The following is a 23092-nucleotide window of genomic DNA, read 5'->3' as shown; positions in this document are numbered from 1 at the left end:
TTTCAGAGATGCCTGTCTTATGCCGATTTATTCCCGTCTATTGCGCTCCGCCTGTGCGATGTTTGGCTTGGGGATTGGTATGGCTCCGCTGGCATTCGGGCAGGCCGTGATGCATTGCTCGGGAACGGCGGCACAAGTTGAATTCGCCTGCCACACCTGGACGGAAATCGACCGCTCCGTTCATGGCGGTACGGATACTATTATCATTCCTGTCGGCGGTACGGAGCAAAGCGGGCCTTACATGGCTGTTGGCAAGCATAATGTGCGGGCGCAGGTTCTGGCTGACGAAATTGCCAGACAGGCCGGGCAGACGTTTGTAGCCCCCGTCATTGCTTATGTGCCGGAAGGTTCAACCTCCCCGCGAACCTCTCATATGCGTTTTCCGGGAACGATTTCCGTACCGCCTGCCGTGTTTGAAGGAATGCTGAAAGGTGCTGCTGAAAGCTTTCGTGTGCAAGGTTTCCGGAAAATCGTTTTTCTGGGAGATCATGGGGGCTATCAGGCGTCCATGGCGCATGTGGCTCAGGAGCTGAACACGCGATGGAAGGGTCAGGCAGCAGTTCTGGACCTGCGCGATTATTATGAAGTTATTCCCCATCAGTATGCTGATGCCCTGAAAGCGCAGGGCCATGCAGCAGAAGTGGGTATGCATGCGGAGCTGAGCGATACGTCCCTGATGCTGGCCGTGGATCCGTCCCTGGTTCGTCAGGAAGCACTTCGCACTGCTCCAAAACCCAGTGTCACCGATGGCGTTTATGGCGGGGATCCGCGCCAGGCTACGCCCGGACTGGGACGTATCGGCACAGAGATGCAGATACGCACCGCTGTAACGGCACTTCAGTCCTTCAACAGGAGCCATCCATGAATTTCAAGACCCCCCTTCTGGCGGCGCTGACGCTGCTGGGAGCCTCTGCGGCGCAGGCCCAGACCACGGCTCCTGCGGATGCAAGTGCACCAATTCCTGTGCCTCCGGCCCCGGCCGCTCCAGCAGCTCCGCCAGCGATGGTGCCTGTCTCGGCGCCAGCGCCTGCTGTTTCATCTGTTCCCGTGGCCGCTCCGGTTGCTTCAGATGCGGTGCAGACCATTCCGGGCATGCCAGCCGTGATTGATCCGCACAATATTTATAGCGAGACCACGCCGTCCCATATTTCCCCGGCGATCGCTCATGATCCGGCGCGGGTTTATGTCCCGAATCTGCGTGGAAACAGTGTCTCCGTTATTGATCCGGTGTCTTTTCAGGTTGTGGATACCTACCCCGTTGGTCGCTCCCCGCAGCACGTCGTGCCGTCCTGGGATCTTCGGACGCTGTGGGTGACCAACAACAGTGAGGGACGTCCGGATGGCTCCCTGACGCCGATCGACCCTGCGACCGCAAAGCCCGGCGCAAATATCGCAGTGGACGATCCTTACAACATGTACTTCACCCCAGATGGCAAGTACGCGATCACGGTGGCTGAAGCCCACAAGCGTCTTGATTTCCGCGACCCGCACACGATGGAGCTAAAGGGCTCAGTCGAGACGCCGGAGTGCAAAGGCGTCAATCACGCTGACTTCTCCATTGACGGCAAGTACGCGATCTTCACCTGCGAGTTTGGCGGTTATGTTGCCAAGGTCGATACCGTGAACCTGAAGATGATCGGTATGCTGAAGCTGTCCAAGGGTGGAATGCCGCAGGATATTCTGACGGCTCCAGACGGGCATAAGTTCTATGTTGCCGACATGATGGCTGACGGTGTGTTCGTTGTGGACGGTGACTCCTTTACGGAAACCGGCTTCATCCCAACGGGTATTGGCACGCATGGCCTGTATCCAAGCCGTGATGGCAAGGTCATGTATGTGGCGAACCGCGGTTCCCATCGCATTCACGGCAAGCGCGGTGGTCCGGGTGGAGTGTCCATCATCGATTTCGCGACGGACAAGGTCATCAAGACCTGGATGATTCCGGATGGTGGTAGCCCGGATATGGGCAATGTCAGTGCTGACGGCAAACTGCTCTGGCTGTCTGGTCGTTTTGACGACGTGGTTTATGCCATCGACACGGACACGGGGGCTGTCCGCAAGATCCCTGTTGGAGCAGAGCCACATGGCCTGACCGTTTGGCCGCAGCCAGGCCGTTACAGTGTGGGGCACACTGGCATTCTGCGCTGATCTGAGATGAGCGATGATGGAGACGTCAGTTGATGTCTCTATTGTTGAAAGCCCGGCAGAGATGCCGGGCTTTTTTATTACAGAGATCAGGGCGTCTTTGTGCGCGCTGGCGTTTGGCCGTTGTCGTTTCTGGTTTCACTTCGCGTGATGCCGGGCGCTATAGGCGAAGTCTGTGAGTGTGGACCAATTAGGGTCTCTTCGAGAGAGCGTCCTGGAAAGACGCTCTGTGTGTCGCTCTGATATGAGGCGCATGATGTGCGCACGAATACTTGCAAGCATTTTGCTCCCAGATCCGGTAATGTCCGGAAACACATGAGAGAAAAGGTGACTCGAAGATGTTGATTGCTTCGATGTTGTGCTTCACTTTAACGGTTATTGCAGGCGTATGGCTTGGCCTCTGCGTTCTCCGAAGCAAGCGTCCGTTGAAGGCTCTGTTGCCAGTCCATGTCGGGTTTGCCCTACTCGGCGCAGTTTTCATGATGGTCGCACTGGCGAATGGTGACAGCCGACTTATGCTGAATGTCGCTTTAGCCGTGGCTGTTGCTGCCTTTGGCCTTCTCATGGGGTGGGCAAGGCGGCGGGGCTATGTGATTGCCCCGCTCTACATGTGCCATATTCTGCTGGCAGTGATGTTTTACCTGTCTCTGGTCAGCTTCACGCTCTTCCCAAACTTTTAAAACGCCTTCTGTAGGGATCAGGCTTTCTCAGGTGCGGGCTGAACGGTCCGCGGTCCTGTGTCGTTGGCGACCTTGAACTGCATGGTGTTGCCTGGCGGTGTGGTGGTGTAAGCCGTCGGCGTATAGAATTTGACGCCTTCTTCCGCGAAGCGGTTGGTCACGATACGGTTGAATTCGCGTTTAACCTTCCACTTCATCATCGGTGTGGTTCGGATGCTGCCAATCAGGGTGGCGCCTCCGCTGTCGCTCTGATCCACGCCCAGATCTGTGTAGTCGGACAGGATCATCGGCCCGAAAACCGGATCAGCACGCATTTCCTTAACGGCTTTTTCCATGATGGCAGAGACGCGTGGCAGGTCTTCCGACAGATCAAGCTGCTGCTTGATGACGATCTGGTTGTAGCCGCGCGCTGTGTTGGCAATGGAGGAGACGGACGAGAACGGGATGATGTGCAGATCGCCTGTAATGTCGCGCACCTTTACAGTCCGGATTGAGAGGTTTTCTACTGTTCCCGAGACGCCTCCTGTCGTAACCCAATCACCGACCTGGATTGCGTCTTCAACGAGCATGAAGAAGCCCGTGATGAAGTCCTTCACCAGACTTTGGGAACCGAAAGCGATGGCTGCGCCAAGGATACCTGCACCGGTCAGAAGTGGCGTTACGTTAATGCCGATCTGCGAGAGTGTCGTCACGGCAACGATGATGATGATGATGGCCAGAAGAACGGTGCGGATGATTGGCATCACCGTTCGCAGGCGGGTTGCTCGGGAACGCTGGCCTGAGGTCTCGAAAGACGAGAGCTGCCGGTTCAGCATGATGTTGACCATTTCCCAGATTGCAGCAGCCACAGTCGCTGCAATCAGCATCGTCAGTGCGGTATCCATCAGACGACGGCCCAGGGCATTCTTGATGAAGAAGCCGAAGGTTGGCAGGCCCCATGCTTCTGTGATGGCAACCAGCGTGAGGAACAGAATGGCCCCCGTCAGCACCATGCGTGCGACAGGGTAGTATCGGTCAGCGCGTTTCTGAAGTTCCGGAAACCGCTCCACAAGCTGTGGATTGACGCGGAAAAATCGGTCCTGAAGCCCGTAGGCCAGAACCGCACCCAGACGGGACGCTACGAGCACACCGATCGTGACGCCTGTTGTTTTGAGAATCCAAGCGTAGCCGCCCTGCAGATGGGCTGCCCAGACAATCCAGAGGGAAATATCCAGGAACATGGCAGGCACCCACCACAGGCGCGTGATGGCGGCAATAACCGTCCACATTCCTGTTTTTTTGCCAACCGTGCTGGGCTGGAGCGCATTGCTGACAATGTGACGGATGCGCCAGATGAAGGCGGCGATCAGCACGTGTTCAACAAGAACGACGGCTCTGATCATGGCATCCGTCCCACGGGGGGCCAGATTGAACTGTGCGCCAAGTTCAGAGAGGCAGATGACAATGGCGGGAGCCGCAACCAGTACGTTCCACCACCGTGTCACCATGAATGCCGTCGGCGTGCTCGCCGGCAGGAGCCGGATGGTCGGTGATCGTGGAGTGAGACCCGTCTCGACCAGAAGGTAGAGTGTGCGTGCCCCGGCGTAAGAGTATGCGAGCGTCAGGATAACGTTCACCGTTCGCTCAGTCAGGGGCAGAACCAGTACCGCCAGACCTGCCAGAAGCAGGAATGCCATAACAGGCAGGGCTTTGAGCAAAAAATGACCCAGGGCGTAAGGAATACGGGACAGGAAACGGAGCGTCTCGACCTGACGTCTCTGGTCTTCTGCGCGGGTTTGGCTGGAGTTGCTCGTGGCGTCGGTGTCGGCTGGGAGAGGTGCCGGATCTGTCTCAGGGAGCGCCTGAATGTTCCGGACTTCCCGCGCCTGTGCCTTGAGCGTCAGGTTCTGGAGCGGTTTACGCAGCATCAGCGCGATGGCCCGTTCAAGCCCCAGACCACATGCAATAACCAGCGCGGCAATTCCAAATGCATGCAGGATTGGCGCGCGTGTTTCTGCCGACAGCATCTGTGACCTGAACCAGTGGCCGACCAGCCCCAGATCACTGAAGAGGTTCAGGAAGTTGTGAACATATCCCAAAGACTGCGTACGAACGCTCTTCAGACCGTTATCAATCTCTGGCGACACGTCCGGCATGGTCGCGGCCTTGGACGCAGGGCTTGCCGCAGGCGTGTCTGTCTGTTTGACACCACGCGCCATGAGGGAGAGCGTGTGTGTGAAGTTGTCACGCTGTTTGGGGTCATTCAGAACATTCAGAAGCTGCTGGGCTTCCTGAGCCGACAGGGGAGCCGCCGTGGGGCTGACTGTCGCTGCTGCGGCTTTTGCAGGTGTTGTTTCCGCCCAGCTGAAGGGTGTTGCCAGCAGGGCCGTCAGGAAAACCAGAAAGGCCATGAAGGAATGGCGTTTCTTTTGACGGGGTGTTCGTGACTGGACTGGCCGTGAAGGGGAACACATCGGTCTGAAATGTCCTTGATATGCCTTGAAACTGGAGCATGTCCGCGCAAGGTGGGGTCTGTTCTGGCCGGGAGGGCCCTTTTCAAGCAGGAGTGCCACAGGATGAGGCCCTCTGTCCAAAAAGTGATGCGTTATTCTGCGGCTTCCAGTGAAGGGACTGAGGCCGCTGCCCCGCTTTCATTTGCCTCCAGCGCTTCCAGTGCATCTGCATGGTCGATCCCCCACAAATAGAGCTGTTCAATGGGCTCGACGAAGACCTTCCCGAGAGATGTCAGGCTGTATTCCACATTGGGTGGCATGATCTGGTGGATCTCACGACAGACGAGTCCCTTTTCTTCGAGCTCTCTTAGAGTCTGGGTCATCATTTTTTTTGAAAGACCAGGAATGCTCCGCTGAAGGCGGCCGGGGCGTGAACTTCCTCCCAGAAGATGGAGCGTATGGAGGATCATGGTCGTCCATTTTCCGCTGAAAAGTCTCAGAACCCGGCGTGGCGCGCAGTCTTCGTCAAAGGGAGCCCGGCGATAGTGGGCTGGGAGGGAAGTTGTCATTTTTTGGGAACCTTTTGGTATCCAGGGCACAATATGGTGCCGTCTGGAACTGTTCACGCCAAGGGCTCAAATGGATGGCGAACTACTTTTCGGGAAAGGAGACCCTGATGTCCCGTATTGCTCTTGTTGTCGGATCAACTGGAATTGTTGGCCAGACGCTTGCGACGCGCCTCGTTGCCGAGGGCTGGACTGTTCATGGGCTGGCACGCCGGCCCCGGCACGACATGGCCGGTGTTCTGCCGATTGCGGCAGACCTGTTGGATCTGAACAACCTTAAGTTGGCCCTGAAGGATCTGACGCCCACACACGTCTTTTTCTGTTCCTGGCTTCGTCAGCCCACGGAAGAAGAAAACTGTCGCGTTAATTCCGCGATGGTCCGCCATGTGTTCGAGGCACTTCCCGCGCCAGAGAGGCTTGAGCACGCTGCGCTTACAACGGGTATGAAGCATTATCTTGGGCCATTTGAATCTTATGCTTCAGGTGAGCCACCCCAGACGCCATTCCGCGAGGACATGCCGCGTCTGCCCTTGGCCAATTTCTATTACGATCAGGAAGATGTGCTGTTTGCCGCCGCGGAAAAATACGGCTTTTCCTGGAGCGTACATCGTCCCCACACCATCATCGGATATGCAGTTGGCAATGCGATGAATATGGGGAGCACTTTGGCTGTTTACGCGACGATCTGCCGTGAAACGGGACGTCCCTTCGTTTTCCCTGGCTCGCCTGTACAGTGGGATAGCCTTACCGACCTGACTGATGCCCGTCAGTTGGCCAGGCAGCTTCTCTGGGCGTCAACATCTGAAAGCGGATGGAATGAAGCCTTCAACGTGGTGAACGGGGATGTGTTTCGCTGGAAGTGGCTGTGGCCTCGCCTTGCTGCATGGTTCGGCTTGGAAGCAGCACCTTATCCCGGCCACGCGACAGATCTTGAGGAAACCCTGTCGCAAGATGGAGACTTGTGGGCGCAGATTACTGAGAAATATGGCCTGACCGAAAGTCGGATCGATCACCTGGCGTCTGCCTGGCATACGGACGCGGATCTGGGGCGTCCTGTCGAATGTGTGACGGACATGTCCAAGAGCCGTCTGGCAGGGTTTGACGGGTGGCAATATACGCCAGACTCGTTCTTCGATTTGTTTGAGCGCCTGAGAGCGGAGAAACTGATTCCCTGAGACAAAAACCATAAAACAGGATTTATTTAGTCCCGTTTGTGGAAAAGCACTGTTTTCTCAGACATAGAGTGTTATGCAGGCTGTCCTGTTTTGTCCTGAGGGAATGAGACTACCTTGCGTCGTGTGTTAAGTCTGTTGGCCCTGCTTGCAGCGGGGATATGTGGTCTTGGTGTCAATGGGGCCTCTATTGCAGCGGAAAGCCCTGCTGTCGTCTCAGCCAATGATACGGCAACTCTGATTACTGACCGTGATTCAATCGGTCCGGACCAGTCATTGCGTGTTGGGTTGAGGCTGCAACTTAAACCGGGCTGGCACACATACTGGATCAACCCTGGAGATGCCGGGGACACTCCGACGCTTGACGTAACGGCGCAGGGCGGGGCAACTGGCAAGACTTCGGACATCCACTGGCCGATGCCAGTTCGCCTGAGCGAAGGCGGTCTCATGTCCTACGCCTATGTCGGAGATGTGCTGCTTCCCGCCAGTCTGACCTTAAAAGGGACTGGCGAGACCACCCTTCATGCACATGCAGAATGGCTTGTTTGTGCCGAAGTCTGCATTCCTGAAAGCGGTGATTTTTCGCTGGCACTGCCTGCGTCTTCCGGTCCCGCTCCTGAAGGCGCTCAGGCTGGCCTGTTTCAGGCCGCAGATGCGAAAATGCCGATTCCGTCTCCCTTCAAGGCGCATGTTTCTGCTGATGGTGTCCTGACGCTTGAAGGCAGAGGACTGTCCTCCACAGCAGTTTCGGAAGCCTGGTTTTTGCCGGAAGAAGGTGGCCTGATTGATCAGGTTGCTCCGCAGCCGCTGAACGTTGGCAAAGACGAGCTTTCTCTTCACCTGAAGTTTCTGAAAACTGCTCATCGGGATGCGCCGCTTAAGGGGCTGGTCGTGTTGAAGGATGAGGCTGGTCAAGAAAGCCCTATCCAGATTTCTGCTGAACAGACGGTGGGTCCAACCAAAGTAGAAAATGCCGCAGCAGCGCCCGCGCCTGCTTCCGCAGACGCCGTACCAACGGGTACTGGTTGGCTCCGTGTGATGCTGTTCGCTTTTGTCGGCGGTCTGATCCTCAATCTTATGCCTTGTGTTTTTCCAGTTCTGGCCATGAAAGCCTTGTCATTGGCGAAGATGGGCGGCGTTGGGCGACGTGTGCAGTTGCAGAGTGCACTGTTTTACACGCTGGGCGTTACAGGAGCCTTCGCAGTTCTTGGTCTTCTGATGATCGGACTGCGCCTTGCCGGATCCTCAGCTGGATGGGGCTTCCAGTTCCAATCAGCGGGATTTGTGGTTGGTGTATGCTGGCTGCTGTTTGGCATGGCTCTGAACTTGCTTGGCGTCTTTGAAATCAGCGCGGGGCGGTTAGGTCAGTTGCATCCACATGGTGCAGGTCATGCTGGTGACATGATGACGGGGCTATTGGCTGTCATCGTCGCGACGCCTTGCACGGCTCCGTTTATGGGAGTCGCCATTGCAGGAGCTTTGGGTGGCCCCGCTGTGATGGGGCTGCTGGTCTTTCTTTCCATGGGGCTTGGGTTGGCCGCTCCCTATGTGCTGGTGGCAAGTGTTCCGGGTCTCGCATCGCGGATGCCAAAGCCGGGAGCATGGATGGGTGTGTTGAAGCAGGCTTTGGCCTTCCCACTTCTGGCAACCTGCGTATGGTTGCTGTGGGTGGCGACAATTGAGCGCGGTGTGAATTTCGTAGTCGTGGCAGGCGGCGGTCTTGTGTTGCTGGGCTTTGCGGCCTGGATCTACGGCATAGGGCAGCATCGCGCGATGCGGGAAGGTGGAAGGGGCACAGTTCTCTTCTGCCGTGTTGTAGCCGTTCTGTGCATGGTCGTATGTGGGGCAGGCTTGTCCCGTAGTCTTGCCGAACCGGTATCTGCAACAGCGACGTCTCCTGCCACGTCAGCTGATAATCAAATTCAGTCGTTTTCAAGTGAGAAGCTGGCAGACCTTCGTGCAAAGGGAGAGCCGGTTTTTGTCGATATGACGGCGTCCTGGTGTATCACCTGCATGGTGAATGAACGGGTGGCGCTCGATGTGGACTCTGTCCGTAAGGCGTTCAGTGCTCGGCATGTCGCTTATCTCAAGGGCGATTGGACCAACAGGGACGCTGGAATTTCCGCTTACCTGAAAGCTCACGGGCGCGATGGCGTCCCTCTCTATGTTTATTATCCAGCGCATGGATCGGAAGTTGTATTACCGCAGATACTGACGCCAGGTTTGGTTTTAGGAATTATTGGCCACTAAGTTCTCAGCTCATTTTGATACAAAAAGCCCTGCTTCACATGTGAAGCAGGGCTTTTTTTGTCTGACGGTCTTAACGATTTGTGTGCTGCGGATCATCCTGTGGATTCACGTAGGTCATGGTAAATGGACCTGTTCCTGAAACCTGCACAATGGCGCCTTGTGTCCCAGCTTTGAGTGCGTGCGGAACATTGGGAGGGAGATGAACAAACCCTCCGGCTGTCAGGATTTTTTCATCGTTCGCTGTGATGCTCTCGCCAATGTAATGATGCACACTTCCTGCGAGGACCGTGAGCATTTCATCCATGTTGTGCGTATGGGGTGGAATGGTTGACCCTGCGGGCATCATAACACGCATGGTAAAGGGGCCGGGCTTGTCTGAGGCTCCATACAGGAAGGACATACGTGTTCCACTTGGGAACATGGGAGGCGCAGCTTTCCAGACAACATTCTCTCCGCCCTGAACAATTCGAATGTCGGCAGTCGTCTGTGCGAGGGCGCCGCTTCCTGACAGACAGTAGATGAGGGCGCTGGCAGAAAATATCCTGAGAAAAGACATAGGATTGTCCTTAGATGTTCTGGCTTATGCCTGCCCTTCCTAACGCGGTGTAGAGTTTGTCGTTCAGCATGCTGCTTCTGAAGTTATATCTCTGTCGGATGCAGGAAGGTTTTTTCCACTTCTGCAATCACCAGTCTCGCGGCTCCGGAAAGTTGTCGCGCCTGATCTACACATAGAGCGAGGGTCAGTGGGGATACGTCCCGGTTCGAAATGGGGACAAAAGCCAGTTCGCCACTAAGAATTTCCTTCATGGCATCCAGACGACTAAGGATTCCCAGCCCGACGCCCTCCAGAACCAGTGACTTGATCATCTGGATATTATCTGAGGATGCTGCAGGCTGAACGCTGACATTGCTGTCAATTTCCAGAATTTCAATCTGCCGCTGCAGCGCAAGAGGCTGCTGGGGCATAACCATCGGATATTCAGCACAGATGCTGAAGCGGGCGTCCTTGTGGTGGGCAATCGGATGGTCGGGAAGACAGACGAAGCCTAAAGGATAATCGATATGGGTTCGGACCAGCAGGCCACGGGCCTGTGTCGGATTCAGGAGAAGCGCAAAATCAACGTCTCCGCTGATGAGGGCCTGCTGAATGACAGCGTTATCCAGAACGTGAGTGCAGATTGTGATGCCTGGATGGCTTTTTCGGAGATCTTTGAGAATGCGTGGCAGAAATCCGGTCGTCAGAGCATCTGGCAGAGCGATGTCCACCTGTCCCCGTCTCAATCCGCGCATATCTTCCAGTTGGGTGCGGACTTCTTGCATCTCCCGCGTCCACTGCTTGCCTTTGGTGTACAGGAGTTCGCCAGCAGCGGTCAGTCGCAAGCCGCTGGGCAGCCGTTCGAAGAGGGGGGTGCCGAGAGCTTCCTCACCGTGCAGGATCTGACGATCGATGGCAGATGCCGCAATCCGCAGATGTTCAGAGGCCTTCCGGATCGAGCCGTATTGGGCAACGGACAGGAAGTAGCGAAGGAAGCGGGAAAAAACCGGCATGGGATACGCTCTTTTTTCGAGAACGGCAGGGACGTTTTTCTGAGATATACGAGATTACCCCTCTATGAAACACTTCAGAGCGGCAGGTGAACCCTGTCATTTTGACATAGGAAGAAACTCTGGTCATTTCTTATGAAAGACCACGATCCTGTGCCCGTTCTTTAGGATAAGATGCTCATGACACGTTCTCCTTCCCCGACTGACGGCCTGGCCACCCTTTCGGCGCAGGTTCATGAGGATCTGGCGAAGATCAGGTATGCGACGGGGAATTGGAATATTCCGGTTCAGAAAGATGGGGAAGATGTTCTGGATGTTGCCATCATTGGCGGCGGACAGGGTGGTCTGACGGCCTGTTTCGGGCTGCGTCGTCAGGGTGTGACGAATGCACAGGTTTTTGAGCGCGCTGCGAAGGGTGGGGAAGGCCCTTGGGTGACATTCGCCCGAATGATCACGCTGCGGACGCCTAAGCATGTAACGGGGCCGGATCTGGGTGTGCCCAATCTGACGCCACAGTCCTGGTATGAAGCCCGGTATGGCAAGGAAGCCTGGCAGTCGCTCGACAAGATCTCGCGTCATGACTGGCAGTCTTATCTGGACTGGGTGCGTGATACCCTGGAGCTGCCGGTCGTCAACGATCAGGAACTGGTGCATGTGGAGTGGACGGACGGCCTGCTGCGCCTGACCTTCCGGAATGCTGCAGGTGTTGAGACGAAGCGCTGGGCGCGTCGGATGGTTCTGGCTACGGGGATTGACGGTGGCGGAGCATGGTTTGTCCCGCCGTTCATTTCGGAGAACCTTCCGAAATCGGTTTATGCCCATACGCACGAAACCATTGATTTCGACGCTCTGAAGGGCAAGCGGATCGGCGTTCTGGGTGCGGGTGCGTCCGCTTTTGATAATGCTGCGACGGCGTTGGAGTCCGGTGTCGGGCGTGTGGACTTGTGTCTGCGTCGTACGAAGATTCCGGCTATCAATCCGTATCGCTGGATGGAAAACGCGGGCTTTCTCGCACATTTTTCAGAACTGCCGGACCTGACCCGCTGGCGCTTTATGCGCTGCATTTACAATCTGAACCAGCCGCCGCCGCAGGATACGTTTTGGCGTTGCCGCAAGCATGAGAACTTTGCGTTCCATCCCGGTACGCCGTGGAATTCTGCGCGGATGGATGGCGATGAGATTGTGGTCGAAACGCCCAATGGCGAGATGCGCTTTGACTTCCTGATTATTGGCACGGGTTTCTCGATTGATTTGAAGCACCGTCCGGAAACACAGGATTTTGCGGACTCCGTCATGCTGTGGAGCGATCATTTCACGGCGCCGGAGGGAGAAGAGAGCACGCTTCTGTCCAGCCATCCGTATCTGGGCCAGCGTTTCCAGTTTCTGCCGAAAGATCCCTCCGATCCGAAGGCACCGATGCTGGCGGCAATCTACAACTTTACGTTTGCGTCCATGCCCAGCATGGGTCTTTCAGGGGCGTCCATCAGCGGCATGCGCTTTGGCGTTGAGAAATTGACGCGCGGTATTGCGCGTGACCTGTTTGTTGAAGATGGCGAGAAGCATCTGGAAAGTCTGCTGTCCTACGACACGGAAGAACTGATCAGCCTTGATCCGCCAACGGTTTGATGGGGGGCAGTCCAGATGAGCACGAACACCTATCCCCGTGATATGATCGGCTATGGCCGCACGCCGCCTGATCCGAAATGGCCCAATGGCGCGCGGATCGCGGTTCAGTTCGTCATCAACTATGAAGAAGGCGCGGAAAACTCGGTCCTGCATGGAGATGCGGGGTCGGAGGCTTTCCTGTCTGAAATGGTCGGGACGAAATCCATCGTAGGTGCGCGCTGTGCGCAGATGGAAAGCCTTTACGAATATGGGAGTCGCGCTGGATTCTGGCGTTTGCGTCGCCTGTTTGAAAAGGCTGGCATGACCACAACCGTGTTCGGTGTTGCCAAGGCTTTGGCGCGCAATCCGGATGCGGTGGCCGCCATGAAGGACAGTGGCTGGGAAATTGCTACGCACGGTCTGCGCTGGATTGATTATCAGGACCTCCCGGAAGACGTAGAACGCGAGCATATCCGTGAGGCAATTGCGCTTCATACGGAAGTGGTCGGGGAGCGCCCGTTGGGGTGGTATCAGGGCCGCACCAGCCCGAACACGGCCCGTCTGGTCGTGGAAGAAGGCGGCTTTGTTTACGATGCCGATTCTTATGCGGATGATCTGCCGTACTATGATCGCTCCCATGGCAAGCCGCAGTTGATCGTGCCTTACACGCTTGATGCCAATGACATGAAGTTCGCCGCGCTCAATGGCTTTACAGAGGGCGAGCAGTTCTTCCGGTATCTGCGGGATGCGTTCGACATGCTGTACGCGGAAGGGGGGCGTATGATGTCTATCGGGCTTCATTGCCGTCTGGCCGGCAAGCCTGCGCGTGCGCTGGCGCTTCAGCGTTTTCTGGAGCATGTGGCGTCCCATGAGGATGTCTGGGTCGCGTCCCGGCTGGATATTGCGCGGCATTGGATGAGTGTGCATCCGGCATGAAGATTTCCGATGTGAATGCCATGACGCCGGATGTTTTTGTCCAGACGTTTGGCGGACTTTACGAACATTCGCCCTGGGTGGCTGAAGGTGCTCTGGCAGCGCGGCCGTTTTCTGGCGTAGAGGCCATGCTTGCGGCGTTTTCTGCTGTTGTGCGGAATGCGGGCGAGGAGGCTCAGTTGGCATTGGTTCGGGCGCATCCTGAGCTTGGGCATCGCGCGGGAATTGATCCGGATCTGACGGCGGAGTCTGCATCCGAGCAGGCCTCTGCCGGGCTGGATCGTCTGACGCCTGCGGAATACGAGCGATTCAAGACGCTGAATGCGGCCTATGGGACGGCTTTTTCCATGCCGTTTGTGATCTGCGTGCGTAAAGTTGCAGCGCCGGGTCAGGTGGCCAAGACGGTCATCATGGATGAAATGGAACGTCGTCTGGGCGGGACGCCCGAGGCGGAACTGAAGGAAGCCCTCTCGCAGATCGATGCGATTGCAGGGTTGAGACTGAAAGATCTGGTGACATCATGAGCTCATTATCCACGCATATTCTGGATACGGTCTCGGGCCGTCCGGCAGCTGGCGTGTCTTTCCGGCTTTTTCAGGAAGAAGCTATTCTTTTCGAAGGCGTGACGGACCATGATGGGCGTTGCCCCCCCTTGCGGGAGATTCCGCTGGAACGTGGCACCTATCGTCTGGAATTCGAAATTGGTGCGTATTTTCGGGCGGCCGGGCATGTGCTGTCTGATCCGCCTTTTCTGGATGTTGTGCCGATTGTGTTCGGCTTAGGTGAGGGCACGCATGCGCATGTTCCGCTGCTGGCTGCGCCTTATGGATATTCCACATATCGTGGAAGCTGAGACCTGATGGCGTCTGATACTTCTGCGGTTCATCCGGTTGATGAGAAGCTCCCGCTCTGGCGTCTGGGGGCTTATGGTTTCCAGCATATCCTTGCGTTCTATTCAGCCGCGGTGATTGTCCCGATCCTTGTGGCTGGGGCTTTGCACCTGCCACAGGAAACGCTGATTCATTTGATTGATGCGGATCTGTTCACCTGCGGGATTGCATCTCTGTTGCAGTCAGTCGGATTTGGACCGGTGGGTGTTCGTCTGCCGCTTCTGCAAGGTGTGACGTTTACGGCTGTTGGCCCAATGATTGCGATTGGGTCGGCTGTTGGTGGGGGAACGCCGGGGCTGCTGTCGATCTATGGATCGGTGATTGTAGCGGGGATCGTCAGTCTGCTCATCGCACCATATTTTGCGAAGCTGGTTCGGTTTTTTCCGCCTGTGGTGACGGGGTCGATCATTCTGGTGATTGGGCTAGCGCTTTTGCCAGTGGCCGCCAATGACATCGTGTCCGGCCATGGGCCAGGGATGGTGCAGGACCGAGTTCCGTTGCGTAGTCTGTGCTACGGGCTGGGAACACTGGCGAGTATTCTGGTTGTACAGCGCCTGTTTCGTCGCTTCATTTCAACGATTGCTGTGTTGATCGGACTTTGCATTGGCACATTGGCTGCGTGGCTGATGGGCGATGCCCACTTTGGAGGCGTGGCGTCTGCGCCGCTCGTGTCCATCACACATCCGTTTTTCTTTGGGACGCCGGCTTTCCATGTGGTGCCGATCCTCTCCATGGTGATCGTCATGGTCATCACCATGGTTGAGACGATCGGCAACGTTTATGCGACTGGCGAAATCGTCGGAAAAACCATTACCCGTGAGGATATCGCGCGGACGTTGCGGGCTGATGGCATTGCGACGCTACTTGGCGGGGTCTTCAATTCCTTTCCCTACACCTGCTTTGCGGAGAATGTCGGCCTGGTTCGGATGACGGGCGTGAAGAGCCGTTGGGTTGTGGCGTCTGCGGCTGTCATCATGATGATGCTGGGGTGTCTTCCAAAACTCGGAGCAATTGTGGCGGCGGTTCCGTTACCGGTTCTGGGCGGGGCTGCTCTTGCGATGTTCGCGACAGTGGCTGTGGTTGGTGTGCAGACGCTAACGCGGGTGGATTTCAACCGTCAGAGCAATGTCATTATCGTGGGAACCAGCATCGGACTGGGAATGCTCGCGACGGCGCAGCCTCATATCTCCGATACATTTCCGATGTGGGCACAGATTGTCTTCGGAAGCGGTATTACTCTTGGGGCATTGTCCGCCATTTTTCTGCACCTGTTGTTCAACGTCCGTCGGACACTGGCTGTTGATCCGGAAGCAGAAATTGTAGTGGCTGATCTCCCTGATGAGAGAATTCTGATGGGGCTGCCTGCTGAGCCTGAAGAGCTGGGAACCGAAGGGCCTCAGCGCAGGTTCGGCTAAAGCCCTTCGGGTCAGATATTAATCCCGGCTGTTAACCTTCCGACCAGCCACATACGTAGCCTCGATGCTGCGGTCATCGCCTAACATGGTGAGGGCAAACAGGAGATCGGACAGGGTCTCAGCCGTCTGGGTCCGGATTTTCCCGAGAGGTGTTGCAGTAGGATCGAAGATACAGAGATCTGCATGCAGGCCAGGTTTGATGGCACCAATATGATCCTCAAGCCCTAAAGACTGAGCGCCTCCGACGGTTGCCAGCCAAAGGCCCTGAGCAGGATGAAGTTTCGTGCCTAACCCCTGAGCGACCTTGTATCCGTCTGAGAGGACCTGAAGCAACGACAGGGAGGGGCCAGCTCCTACATCGCTGCCAACACCGACTTTGACGCGTCGCTCGGGTTTCAAGGCGTTGAACAGGGGGAATGACCCGCTGCCCAGAAACTGGTTGGAGCCGGGGCAGTGTGCGATGGAGCAGCCTGTATCATGGCAGCGTTGGAAGTCTTCTTCCTGTGCGTGCACGGCGTGAGCCAGAATGGCGCGAGGGCGCAGAAGGCCCGATTTGTCATACACGTCCAGATAGGATGACCGGTTGGGAAAGAGTTCCTTGACCCATTCGATTTCAGACCGGTTTTCGAGCAGGTGCGTCTGCATGAAGAGGTCAGAGCGAGTAGCAAGGAGAGATCCAGCCAAATCCAGTTGCTCGGGTGTGCTGGTAGGGGCAAAGCGTGGTGTGACGGCGTAAAGCTGTCGTCCGCGACCATGCCAGCGTTCGATAAGTGCGGTAGACTGATCGTAGCCTGTTTGGGCGGTGTCTCGCAGGTTATCAGGCGCATTGCGGTCCATCAGGACCTTCCCTGCGATCATGCAGGTATTGAGGCGTTCTGATTCCTCAAAGAATGCGTCTACGGATTCCGGATGAACCGTGCAGTACACGGCGGCCGTTGTTGTGCCGACGCGGAGAAGCTCTTTCAGGAAACTGCGGGCGATCTGGCGTGCATAAGTAATATCTGCGTAACGGGCTTCAGCAGGGAAGACATAGGTCTCCAGCCATTCCAGAAGCTGTTCCCCATATGAGGCGATCACAGGGAGCTGGGGATAATGGACGTGGGTATCGATCATTCCGGCTGAAATCAGCCGGTCTGGATAATGATCTACGGTAGTACCTTCCGGGATCTGGTGTTTCAGATCTTCCCATGCGCCAACAGCGGTGATGATGCCGTTTTTGCAAAGAATCAGGCCGTCTGGCTGGTGCGTGAGTGCATCCATAGGGTCGACCGTAAAAGGGTCAGCATGGAAGGTCAGGAAGGGGCCACGGATTGCAGTATGCTCTGTCATGATCCTTTGGGTATCGCATAGCATTTTCGCTCTGGGAACGATCTGTCTTGAACGGGTGAACGTTTCTTTTAATGTCCAAAGATCTTGAGTTCATTTTAACCTTGGCACTGTTTTGTGGCAGACTGTGGAAAGTCTCTTTTCAAGAGATGAATTCAGGTTTGAACATGGTTTTGGACTTTTAATATTGAGCCTGCTTTTGTGGGTGCGGTGGAGGCGGGTTTCTGTCTCTGTACGGCCTGCGGGAACGGTTTGGAGACGCTTTTACTGATGTCTGATGTGACCTCTGTTTCTTCCCAGCCTGCAGAAACTGTAACACCTGCCTCCGGTCTTCCACAGGAAGGCGCTCCTCCTGCTGACGGTAATCCCGTGCAGAAGGAGGACGAGAAGAGCCCCTATCTGGCCATTCCATCTGTTCCCGTTGTGGAAGGAGGGCAGGGCGTCCGCTTTGACTTCAATGATGGTGCCCGTGTCATGGTGCCGGATATTGCCCCGGAACTGGGGCAATGGCATGTGAGACTATCGGACTATTCGACCGGGAATATTCTCTTCGATGCCCGTTTAAAAGGCGGCATGGTCTCATCCACCAAAAAGTACTTTGTTCCATTCCTGATCGATGTCTGGCTGGAAAAGCCTGACGGTACGCGGGAGGACATTCTGCACCACGAGCTATCCCTCACGGGAAGGCCTGTTTTGGTGCAGTTGCCTGTTGGAACGCTTGGAGACACGATTGCCTGGCTTCCGGCAGCTATTCGCCTTGCGCAGCAGACGGGCGCGAAGGTGTCCTGCTCAGTTGCAGATGTCATTCTCCCTCTGGTGAAAGAGGCTAATCCAGACATCACATTGGTCGGGCACGATGAAGCTCAGGCAAACAAGACGTTTACGTCCGCTTTCTACGCTTCATACAATATAGGTCTGTTTTTCACGGATACGGAGCTGACACATCAGCCCACGGACTTCCGGCATGTAGGTCTGCATCGGACTGCAGCTTATATTCTGGGTGTTGATCCCTGGAACGATAACCCTCCTGGCATCACGATCCAGGATGGGGATACCCCGCCTATTGAGGGGCCGTATGTGGTGATTGCGACGCAGGCCAGTACTCAGTGCAAGTACTGGAATAATCCGGCTGGCTGGCAGGAGGTGATTGGTTTCCTGAAATCTGCTGGATACCGAGTGATCTGCATTGATCAGAAAACGTTCCATGGAACAGGGTATGTGTACAATCATATTCCCCATGGCGCGGAAGACGAGACTGGCAGCCGCCCGTTGTCGGAACGTGCGCGTTGGCTGAAGCACGCCAGTTTTTTCATTGGTCTCTCCAGTGGGCTGGCATGGCTGGCGCATGCCTCGGGCACACCTGTCGTCATGATTTCGGGCTTTACGCATCCGAATAATGAGTTCTTTACACCCTATCGCATCATCAACTGGCACACCTGCAATTCGTGCTGGAACGACCCGAGGCATCAGTTCGATCACAAGGATTTCTTCTGGTGCCCCCGCCACAAGGGAACGGAGCGGCAGTTTGAATGCACGCGTCTGATTACTGGATCGCAGGTCATTCAGACGGTGCGTCGCGTGATCAAGGATCGCGGACTACCTCTTGCAGAAGCGGCAACCGTCTCGGTCGCCTGAGGCTCAGGTTCAGGAGTTTTCTGGAATTGAAGGCGCGAGCCTGATATTGGCGGGGGCACATTATCACCTGATCGTGGGTCTGCCTGCGGTCGCAGAGCTGGATGGTTGCCCCTGTGTCTGATGCTCTTCCGCCGATCCGTATCGTCGCGCTTTACAACTTCACGCCGTTTGAAGACATCGTTGCGTTGCGCGGGCCTTTGCAGGAGGTCTGCGACCGCGAGGGGATCAAGGGCATTCTGCTTCTGGCACCGGAAGGTATTAACGGAACGATTGCTGGGTCAGATGACGGAATGGAACAGGTTCTGGAGCATATTCGGGCGATGCCAGGATGTGAGGAGCTTGAAATAAAGGAGTCCCGTGCGCCGGAAATGCCCTTCCGCCGCATGAAGGTGCGTCTCAAGAAAGAGATCGTTACCATGGGGCAGCCGAATATCGATCCTCGCAAGGATGTTGGTCAGTATCTGGCACCTGATGAATGGAATGCTCTGATTTCTGATCCGGATACGATCGTGATTGATACCCGGAATGACTACGAAGTCGCGATCGGGACATTCAAGAGGGCTGAAGACCCCAAAACACGGTCATTCCGGGAGTTTCCGGAGTGGTTTCGGAACCGACGCAAGGAGCTTGAGGCCAAGGGCCGTGTTCCAAAGATTGCCATGTTCTGCACAGGCGGAATTCGCTGTGAGAAATCCACGTCTTTTGTGAAGGCAGAGGGACTGGACGAAGTTTACCATCTCAAAGGCGGTATTCTGAAATATCTGGAGACTGTTCCAGAGGAAGAAAGCCTCTGGGAAGGGGAATGTTTCGTCTTTGACCAGCGTGTTTCCGTGAAGCACGGCCTGGAAATTGGCAGCTACGATGTCTGTCACGCCTGTCGTCGCCCTGTCAGCGAGAAAGACAAGGCTTCTCCGATGTTCGTACAAGGCGTCTCCTGCCCCCATTGTCATAACGAACGGACAGAAGAACAGCGCCAGCGATATGCTGCCCGTGAGCTACAGGAGAAGCTGGCGCGCCAGCGCGGGAAAGAGCATCTCGGTACTCAGCAGAAATAACTGCCGAACAGTCAGCCGGTAATTCTTCTCAGAAGGGAGAAAATGGATTGTTCTGGTGAGGATAATCCGGACCGCTGAGCGCTGATGATTGCTCTAATCTGGCTGCCGTCTCGTATGTTGATTGTTTGGGGTTTGTACCAGCATACTCGATTGGAAAGGGTACGGCTGCGTTTTTTGCGATTACTGTTCTGGTAGCGCCTGTCGGGGGCTGAATTTCTGGCTCCCGATCACTCAGGTCCGGAAGGCATTGGAACGACGGCCTTTGACACCTTTTTGTAGGCTGCTTGCGTAGCTTTTTTTGTTGTCCTGAAGAGCTGAGCTCTTCAGGACTTGAGAAATCAGGCTTTGGTTTTGTTGCGGGAGCCTGAGGGGCGGCCACGAGGTTTCTTGTCCGCCACTATTTTTGCCTTAGGCACTTTTGTCGTTTTGGCTGGGGTTCGCTCCGCCTTTTGGGGCAAGCTGGCGGCAATCATCGCCTGAGTGATTCTTTTGCCTGTGGGCTCACGGTGCTGCCTGACACCGGGTGCATCCAGAAGGGGGGCTAGGAAGCGACCAGTGTGGCTTGCTTTGCAGGCAGCAATGTCTTCCGGTGTTCCTGCGGCTACGATCTTACCGCCACCGTCACCGCCTTCTGGTCCTATATCGATCAGCCAGTCTGCTGTCTTGATGACCTCCAGATTATGCTCGATCACCAAAATGGTGTTGCCCTGATCAACCAGCGTATGCAGCACTTCCAGCAGCTTACGGACGTCTTCTGTGTGCAGGCCGGTGGTGGGCTCATCAAGAATGTAGAGGGTGCGACCAGTAGCTCGTTTGGCAAGTTCTTTGGACAGTTTGACGCGCTGGGCTTCGCCCCCTGAAAGTGTGGTTGCCTGTTGGCCCAGGGCGACATAGCCGAGACCAACCTGCTGGAGAATGGCGAGGCGGTCCCGAATTCTGGGTGCAGCCTGAAAAAACGGCAACGCCTCGTCCACAGTCATGGCAAGTACATCAGCGATGGAGTTGCCACGGAACTTCACTTCCAGCGTTTCACGATTGTACCGCGCGCCTTTGCAGGTGTCACAGGTGACAAAGACGTCAGGCAGGAAATGCATTTCGATTTTCAGGACGCCATCGCCCTGACAGGCTTCGCAACGGCCTCCCTTCACATTGAAGGAGAAGCGGCCTGGTTTGTAACCGCGTGCCTTGGATTCCGGGAGTTCGGCAAACCAGTCCCGGATAGGGGCGAACAGGTCCGTGTAGGTAGCGGGGTTGGAACGGGGTGTACGCCCAATTGGAGACTGATCGATTTCGATGATTTTATCGAGATTCTCTACGCCTTCCAGTCGGTCATAAGGAAGTGGAGACTGACTCGATTTCATGAGCTGCCGGGACAGCGCTTTGTAAAGGGTATCCACGACCAGGGTGGACTTGCCGCCGCCTGATACACCGGTGACCGCAATAAAGGTTCCCAGCGGGAAATCGACGGTCAGATCCTTGAGATTGTTTCCCTTGGCCCCAACCAATGTGAGTGTTTTGTCCGAGGTGCGTCGGTTTTCGGGAACTGGAATAAACTTCCGACCCGAAAGATAGGCACCGGTCAGGCTTTCTTTATTCTTGGCTACTTCCGCAGGTGTGCCGATGGCGATGACGTTTCCGCCCCGCGTGCCAGCACCAGGCCCCATATCGATAAGATAATCAGCAGCACGGATGGCATCTTCGTCATGTTCGACGACGATGACGGTGTTTCCAAGGCGTTTGAGACGCTCCAGTGTGCCGAGAAGGCGCTCGTTGTCGCGCTGATGCAGGCCGATGGACGGCTCATCCAGCACATACAGAACGCCTGTCAGACCCGAGCCAATCTGGGACGCCAGCCGGATACGCTGGCTTTCACCGCCAGAAAGCGTGGCCGATCCCCGGGAAAGCGTGAGGTAGTCCAGGCCGACATCATCGAGGAAGTGCAGGCGATCCGTGATTTCGCGAAGAATGCGGCGCGCGATTTCCGCACGTTGTGGGGTGAGGGTAACCTCAACACCGGAAAACCAGTCCAGTGCCTTCCGGATCTGCATATCTGACGCTTCGGCGATGTTCAGGTCATTGACCTTTACGCAGAGGGCTTCAGGTTTCAGGCGTGCGCCATGGCAGGTGTGGCAGGGCTTTTCTGACTGATAGCGTGACAGTTCCTCGCGGACCCACATGCTGTCTGTCTGCGCCATGCGCCGGCGCAGGTTTTTGAGCACGCCTTCAAAGGGCTTCGTAACGGTATGGACCTTGCTGCCATCACGATACGGAATGGCGATGGCCTCTTTGGAACCGTACAGGATCAAATCCCTGGTTTCGGCTTTCAGGTCTCGCCATGGCGTGTTCATGGTGTCCCCGCAATGGCGGGCAAGAGCTGCAAGAGTCTGGTCATACCAGTCCGTGCTGGCACCACTCCAAGGGGCAATCACACCTTCAGAAAGTGTCAGTGTGTCGTCACTGACAATCAGGTTCTCGTCAAAATGGGTTTCCGTACCAATACCATCACAGGTGGGGCAGGCGCCCATCGGGGCATTGAAGGAAAACAGACGGGGCTCGATCTCCTCAATCGTAAAGCCTGAAACAGGGCAGGCGAAACGTGAGGAGAAAACGATGTGGGCGGGGGCAGCTGTTTCTCCCGCACGCCTGACTTCTTCCGCGTAGGCGAGACCGTCGGAGAGTTCGAGGGCTGTCTCAAAGCTGTCTGCCAGACGGGATTCGAGGTCAGGTTTGACGACAATCCGGTCCACCACGACTTCGACATTGTGGCGGGTCTTGCGATTGAGTTCGGGAGCTTCGGCAATTTCGTAAAGCTCACCGTCAATTTTGACGCGCGTGAAGCCCTTGCGAGCCAGGTCTGCCAGTTCGCGTTTGCAGTCCCCTTTACGGTCCCGGACGACCGGCGCCAGCAGCATGAGACGCGTGCCTTCAGGAAGCGCCATGACGCGATCTACCATCTGGCTGACCGTCTGGGCTTCAATAGGGAGGCCGGTTGCCGGTGAATAGGGAACACCCACGCGCGCCCAGAGAAGGCGCATGTAGTCATGGATTTCCGTGATGGTGCCGACGGTGGAGCGGGGGTTCTTTGAGGTCGTTTTTTGTTCGATCGAGATGGCCGGGGAGAGGCCCTCAATGGAGTCCACATCCGGCTTGCCCATCAGTTCAAGGAACTGACGGGCGTAAGCGGAAAGACTTTCCACATATCGGCGCTGACCTTCGGCATAGATCGTATCGAAGGCGAGAGACGACTTTCCGGAGCCAGAGAGACCCGTGATGATCGTCAGGGAGTCACGGGGAATCGTGACATCGATATTCTTGAGATTGTGGGCGCGGGCACCACGGACACGGATCGAATGATTGTCTGGAAAGCTCACGAAAACCCCGAAGACTATGCAGAAAGTAGAATGTGAGATGGGAACGCATCCAAAGGGATGCTAGATCATTTC

Annotated in this window: 18 protein-coding genes; 12 read left to right on the top strand and 6 right to left on the bottom strand. The window is 56.0% G+C overall.

Annotation, left to right across the window (positions count from 1 at the left end):
• Positions 1-19 precede the first annotated feature (19 nt).
• The 3 genes from R5H23_RS10055 (at position 20) to R5H23_RS10045 (ending at position 2825) form a co-directional block, all read left to right on the top strand.
• Positions 20-865: a creatininase family protein gene (locus R5H23_RS10055; RefSeq protein WP_211509551.1), complete on the top strand. Its 846-nt coding sequence runs from the start codon at positions 20-22 to the stop codon at positions 863-865.
• Positions 862-2148: a YncE family protein gene (locus R5H23_RS10050; RefSeq protein WP_211495602.1), complete on the top strand. Its 1287-nt coding sequence runs from the start codon at positions 862-864 to the stop codon at positions 2146-2148. Before R5H23_RS10055 ends, R5H23_RS10050 begins: the two co-directional genes overlap by 4 nt.
• Before the next feature lie 335 nt (positions 2149-2483).
• Positions 2484-2825 carry a hypothetical protein gene (locus R5H23_RS10045; protein ID WP_317215309.1) on the top strand — a complete coding sequence of 114 codons (342 nt, stop codon included), beginning with the start codon at positions 2484-2486 and terminating at the stop codon, positions 2823-2825.
• Positions 2826-2842: 17 nt separating this feature from the next.
• Here the strand turns inward: R5H23_RS10045 and R5H23_RS10040 are convergent, their stop codons facing one another.
• The gene (locus R5H23_RS10040; protein ID WP_317215308.1) at positions 2843-5215 is read right to left on the bottom strand and encodes a mechanosensitive ion channel domain-containing protein; all 2373 of its coding nucleotides are present in this window, start codon (positions 5213-5215) and stop codon (positions 2843-2845) included.
• A 194-nt stretch (positions 5216-5409) separates the two neighbouring features.
• Positions 5410-5826: a helix-turn-helix domain-containing protein gene (locus R5H23_RS10035; protein ID WP_211508135.1), complete on the bottom strand. Its 417-nt coding sequence runs from the start codon at positions 5824-5826 to the stop codon at positions 5410-5412.
• Positions 5827-5933: 107 nt separating this feature from the next.
• Between R5H23_RS10035 and R5H23_RS10030 the strand changes: the two genes are divergently transcribed.
• Positions 5934-6998, top strand: coding sequence for an SDR family oxidoreductase (locus R5H23_RS10030; RefSeq protein WP_317215307.1), 1065 nt, complete (start codon positions 5934-5936; stop codon positions 6996-6998).
• 123 nt (positions 6999-7121) lie between these two features.
• Entirely contained in the window at positions 7122-9245 is a 2124-nt protein-coding gene (locus R5H23_RS10025) for a protein-disulfide reductase DsbD domain-containing protein (RefSeq protein WP_317215482.1), read from the top strand.
• A gap of 70 nt (positions 9246-9315) precedes the next feature.
• Here the strand turns inward: R5H23_RS10025 and R5H23_RS10020 are convergent, their stop codons facing one another.
• Both R5H23_RS10020 and R5H23_RS10015 read right to left on the bottom strand, forming a co-directional pair.
• Positions 9316-9801, bottom strand: coding sequence for a cupin domain-containing protein (locus tag R5H23_RS10020; protein WP_264648975.1), 486 nt, complete (start codon positions 9799-9801; stop codon positions 9316-9318).
• A gap of 83 nt (positions 9802-9884) precedes the next feature.
• On the bottom strand, positions 9885-10793 hold the full coding sequence (locus R5H23_RS10015) for a LysR family transcriptional regulator (protein WP_203547991.1): 909 nt from the start codon (positions 10791-10793) through the stop codon (positions 9885-9887).
• Positions 10794-10964: 171 nt separating this feature from the next.
• Between R5H23_RS10015 and R5H23_RS10010 the strand changes: the two genes are divergently transcribed.
• The 5 genes from R5H23_RS10010 to R5H23_RS09990 are packed head-to-tail and all read left to right on the top strand — an operon-like array spanning position 10965 to position 15633.
• Positions 10965-12416: an NAD(P)/FAD-dependent oxidoreductase gene (locus R5H23_RS10010; RefSeq protein WP_317215306.1), complete on the top strand. Its 1452-nt coding sequence runs from the start codon at positions 10965-10967 to the stop codon at positions 12414-12416.
• Between the two features lie 15 nt (positions 12417-12431).
• Positions 12432-13331, top strand: a complete 900-nt coding sequence (gene puuE, locus R5H23_RS10005; protein WP_317215305.1) for an allantoinase PuuE — start codon at positions 12432-12434, stop codon at positions 13329-13331.
• Positions 13328-13852, top strand: coding sequence for a 2-oxo-4-hydroxy-4-carboxy-5-ureidoimidazoline decarboxylase (gene uraD, locus R5H23_RS10000; RefSeq protein WP_317215304.1), 525 nt, complete (start codon positions 13328-13330; stop codon positions 13850-13852). Before puuE ends, uraD begins: the two co-directional genes overlap by 4 nt.
• Positions 13849-14181 (top strand): hydroxyisourate hydrolase, encoded by a 333-nt coding sequence (uraH, locus tag R5H23_RS09995; protein WP_317215303.1) that lies wholly within the window; start codon positions 13849-13851, stop codon positions 14179-14181. Before uraD ends, uraH begins: the two co-directional genes overlap by 4 nt.
• A gap of 6 nt (positions 14182-14187) precedes the next feature.
• Entirely contained in the window at positions 14188-15633 is a 1446-nt protein-coding gene (locus tag R5H23_RS09990; protein WP_317215301.1) for a nucleobase:cation symporter-2 family protein, read from the top strand.
• 18 nt (positions 15634-15651) lie between these two features.
• Here R5H23_RS09990 and guaD read toward each other — a convergent pair whose 3' ends face one another.
• Positions 15652-16962: a guanine deaminase gene (gene guaD, locus R5H23_RS09985; protein ID WP_317215300.1), complete on the bottom strand. Its 1311-nt coding sequence runs from the start codon at positions 16960-16962 to the stop codon at positions 15652-15654.
• A 267-nt stretch (positions 16963-17229) separates the two neighbouring features.
• Here guaD and R5H23_RS09980 point away from each other — a divergent pair, with 267 nt between their 5' ends.
• Positions 17230-18594, top strand: a complete 1365-nt coding sequence (locus R5H23_RS09980) for an autotransporter strand-loop-strand O-heptosyltransferase (RefSeq protein WP_317215299.1) — start codon at positions 17230-17232, stop codon at positions 18592-18594.
• 101 nt (positions 18595-18695) lie between these two features.
• Positions 18696-19649 (top strand): rhodanese-related sulfurtransferase, encoded by a 954-nt coding sequence (locus R5H23_RS09975; protein WP_211502404.1) that lies wholly within the window; start codon positions 18696-18698, stop codon positions 19647-19649.
• A 338-nt stretch (positions 19650-19987) separates the two neighbouring features.
• Here R5H23_RS09975 and uvrA read toward each other — a convergent pair whose 3' ends face one another.
• Positions 19988-23020, bottom strand: coding sequence for an excinuclease ABC subunit UvrA (gene uvrA, locus R5H23_RS09970; protein WP_317215297.1), 3033 nt, complete (start codon positions 23018-23020; stop codon positions 19988-19990).
• Positions 23021-23092 lie beyond the last annotated feature (72 nt).

Source organism: Gluconobacter sp. GP1 (assembly GCF_032913585.1).
GTDB classification, from domain to species: domain Bacteria; phylum Pseudomonadota; class Alphaproteobacteria; order Acetobacterales; family Acetobacteraceae; genus Gluconobacter; species Gluconobacter cerinus.
The sequence above is the reverse complement of the archived record's forward strand: the minus strand, read 5'-3'. Positions and strand labels throughout refer to the sequence as shown.